Annotated in this window: 5 protein-coding genes; 3 read left to right on the top strand and 2 right to left on the bottom strand. The window is 45.1% G+C overall.

Translation table 11 applies throughout. The features are described 5' to 3' along the window. The 3 genes from F7C14_RS07500 to nrfD form a co-directional block, all read left to right on the top strand. A partial coding sequence (locus F7C14_RS07500) for a molybdopterin dinucleotide binding domain-containing protein (protein WP_290901476.1) occupies window positions 1–535 on the top strand: 535 nt, incomplete at its 5' end. A gap of 5 nt (window positions 536–540) precedes the next feature. Further along, the gene (locus F7C14_RS07495) at window positions 541–1,104 is read left to right on the top strand and encodes a 4Fe-4S dicluster domain-containing protein (protein ID WP_290901473.1); all 564 of its coding nucleotides are present in this window, start codon (window positions 541–543) and stop codon (window positions 1,102–1,104) included. A gap of 8 nt (window positions 1,105–1,112) precedes the next feature. Continuing rightward, window positions 1,113–2,042, top strand: coding sequence for an NrfD/PsrC family molybdoenzyme membrane anchor subunit (nrfD, locus tag F7C14_RS07490; RefSeq protein WP_290901470.1), 930 nt, complete (start codon window positions 1,113–1,115; stop codon window positions 2,040–2,042). On the opposite strand, the gene F7C14_RS07485 is transcribed toward nrfD, so the two are convergent. Both F7C14_RS07485 and F7C14_RS07480 read right to left on the bottom strand, forming a co-directional pair. After that, window positions 2,028–2,513, bottom strand: a complete 486-nt coding sequence (locus F7C14_RS07485; protein ID WP_290901467.1) for a molecular chaperone TorD family protein — start codon at window positions 2,511–2,513, stop codon at window positions 2,028–2,030. The two genes, nrfD and F7C14_RS07485, sit on opposite strands and share 15 nt — an antisense overlap. A gap of 131 nt (window positions 2,514–2,644) precedes the next feature. Then, a partial coding sequence (locus F7C14_RS07480) for a 4Fe-4S binding protein (RefSeq protein ID WP_290901465.1) occupies window positions 2,645–3,323 on the bottom strand: 679 nt, incomplete at its 5' end.

The raw sequence follows: 3,323 nt of genomic DNA, 5'->3' as shown, positions 1-3,323 counted from the left end.
TTCACCCCTTGTCTGGACATCGGGGAGGCAAGTGGAGCATCACGGTGGAGGAGCGATGACGAGGAACAATCCAATTCTCGCGGAGTTTCAGCCGGAGCTTTACGTGGAGATAAATCCGGAGGATGCGATGGAAAGAGGAATAAGAGATGGAGACCTCTGCATGGTTGTTAGCTTCAGAGGGGTGGAATTAGGATTCACTCACGCCCACGTTGTTGCAAAGGCTAAAGTAACGAGTGCTGTGCCGAAAGGAGTCGTTTTCTTACCTTTCCACTGGGCCGGGGTTTTCGAAGGAAAGAGCTATGTGGAAAGATTTCCGAGAGCTGAGGGAGAGAGCGGGGAAAGTTTAGCTCCCTACGCTTACGGAGACACGCCCAACATCCTCAATCCACCGGGCTGGGATCCGTCAACCCAAATGCAGAATACAAAAGCCGGAATGTGCCAAGTTTTCAAGCTTGAAGCTTACGAACATCAGTGGGAGAAGGAAGGAGTCGTTGAAGATTACAGAAAGCTGATTAAAGAACTAATTAGGGGGTGATGTAAATGCCTCTCAAGTTCCTTGCCGACGTTTACCACAGTCCCTGCATAAAGTGCAGAGGTTGCGAGGCGATCTGCAGAAATTACAATCAGGTTCCAGAGGGGGTTTTCAGAATTAAGGTCGTAACGATAAACGAAGGAAGACCAGGGCAGCTGAACTTCCCCCTACAATGCCTCCACTGCAACGATCCGCCCTGCATGAAAGTTTGCCCGGTCAATGCGATATGGAAAAGAGAAGAAGATGGAGTCGTATTGGTGAAAAAGGACATCTGCATAGGTTGCGGTTATTGTGCTTCAGCTTGTCCTTTTGGAGCACCGCAGTTCAGGAAAGGAGGCGTCATGGGACTTGACGGAAAGATGGATAAATGCACGTACTGCGTTCAGCCTTACGATCCGAAAGATGAGCAAGGTAAGGAAATCTTCAGAGAACCAAAGCCAAGGTGCGCAATGGTTTGTCCAACCGGAACGATTGTGGCTGGAGAGCAGAAGGAAATAGTGGAAATGCTGAGAAAAAGAGCTGCTGAAAAAATGGCTATGGGACAGCTTGAGAGAGTCTTCCTGTTCTTCTGAGAGGAGCCATGTTAAACTACACATTTTTTTACGGGCTCGGAGATCTGGAGCTGAACAAGTACTGGGGAGTGGCTATAGCGACATATCTATTCCTTGGCGGGTTGGCGGGAGGGATGTACATAGCTGGCTACTTCGCCCATCTTTACAGAAATAGAGACGAAGTTCTATCAGAAATTTCGAAATTCGGAATATATTTGAGCGGAATAATTCTTATACTTGGTTTGCTCAGCCTCATTTACGACCATCCAAATGTTTTGATAGCCGTGATAAATCCAACCCTCTTTAGAAACCTTGGATCCTGGCTCGCTGTTGGTAGCTGGATAATACTCTTCTTCCTTGTAATATGGTTCGGGCTGTTGCTTGAGTACTTCAAAAAACTGAAGCTGCCAGAGAGGTTGAAGCTTGCTGTTATGAGTGTAAATGCTTTTCTGGCGTTCATGGTTATCCTTTACACTGCTCTACTACTCAGAGGGGCTGAATTCGTTCCCATGTGGAAGAGCAATGCTTTACCAGCTCTTTTCGTCGTGAGCGGAATTTCCACAGGAATTGCCATCTGCACGATCTACGGAGCGTTGAGAGTCAAAAAAGCTGAAAAGAAATTTAAACTCGCAGATTCAGCTTTAATACTGATCGAAATAGTTCTAATACTCTACTTTATCTCCGAACTTTCGAGTATGAGCAATCTGACGAATTATCCACCCTTCAGCGTGGCTGCAGCGAAAACACTCGATTTGATACTCCAAGGAGAGTACAGCGGATTGTTCATTTACGGATTCGTAGGCTTCGGATTGATTTTCCCGCTCCTTCTCTACGCATTAAGCATACTGAAAAAGTCCCTTGTGGCTGATCTAATATCCAGCCTGAGTGTCATCGCTGGAGGATACATTTTCAGACTCATCGTTGTTGCCGCAGCGGCAAAAGCGTTAGTCTTCCCATAGCAATACTTCCTTCAAAAGCTTTTTATCGAAATTCAAAAAAGCGAGAGTAATTTTTGCAACTCCTCCGTAAAAATCGCCAAGCTTTTCAAGTTTTTCAAGCGGCTCTTTGAAACAAGCGAGTATCTCCTCTTCAAGAAATCTTATCTGTTCAGCTATGCTTGTTTTGAAGTCCAACTCTCCAACCAGCACAGATTCCGTTAGAGCAGCCATGAAGTCCAGTTCTACGGCTATGTGATCTGGAGGTAATGTTTTATTAATTTGAATATAACCAAGCTTCTTCATCCTTTCTTCGACCTCAAGACTTATCCTTCCATAAGCACCCTCTCCAAAAACCTCCGACTTCGTCGACGGAATTTCGTCGGATAAACCTGAGAAAAATCTGACAAACTCATCTTCAGCCGCTTTCAAAGCTTCCTCAATACTACTATGATTAGCTACGAAATTCTCAAGCATTTTAAAGCCTTCAGCCATTGTCAAATCTCTTGGAAACTCTATTTTCCTTTCTGCCAGATCCTCAATAAAATTGCGGGGGATTTCTCCAGAGAAAAGCGAAGATAAAAATCGGTAAAAATCTCTTCGAAACTCCAAAATTTCCCGAGTGTTCATTTCTCTCCCCCAAAGATTTCTCTATAAATCCCTTCGAAAATTACAACAGCTCTGCAATCCCTGCAAAACATGAGTGAGTACTTCTGCCCAGTCAGCTCCGAAAGCTTCTGATACTCTCTCTTCGAAATGTGTCGCTTTCCACACCTCGGACACTCCAGTAGATCGTCTTCCTTTACGATTATTTCGTAACAGAACTCTCCCAAGTCAAGCTCGTCCTTCACAGCGACGGCATTTTCGGGACACAGCTTTTCACAAAGTTTGCATCCTATGCATAATCCGTGGGAGAACTTCAACTTTCCGCCCTCCTTCTTCAAAGCCCCTGTCGGACAAATCTTGTGACAGGTTTCGCAGAGGGTGCAGGCGTAACTTACATTGACCTTACCGAATCCCGGAAAGCTCAATTTCCGCACTTTCAGTTCCTTCTTTTCCTCAATTCTTTTAACGATTTCCAGAAGCTTTTCCCTCTTGTTACTCCCCCTCAAATCAAACTCGGTATCAACAGGAGATCTTTTCAGCAGCATTTCTATCTGCCTCTCATCAAATTCCTCATTGTGAACAATATTGTCGATATCAAAGGCTTCGCATATGCTCTCAGCAAGCCTCAACCCATCAAAACTTCCATGAGGACAATCGGAGCAGTGAAGCACATAAACCCCGCTAAATCCCCTCAGGAGT

Origin of the sequence: Ferroglobus sp., assembly GCF_015521575.1 — an archaeon.
GTDB lineage: Archaea > Halobacteriota > Archaeoglobi > Archaeoglobales > Archaeoglobaceae > Ferroglobus.
The sequence above is the reverse complement of the archived record's forward strand: the minus strand, read 5'-3'. Positions and strand labels throughout refer to the sequence as shown.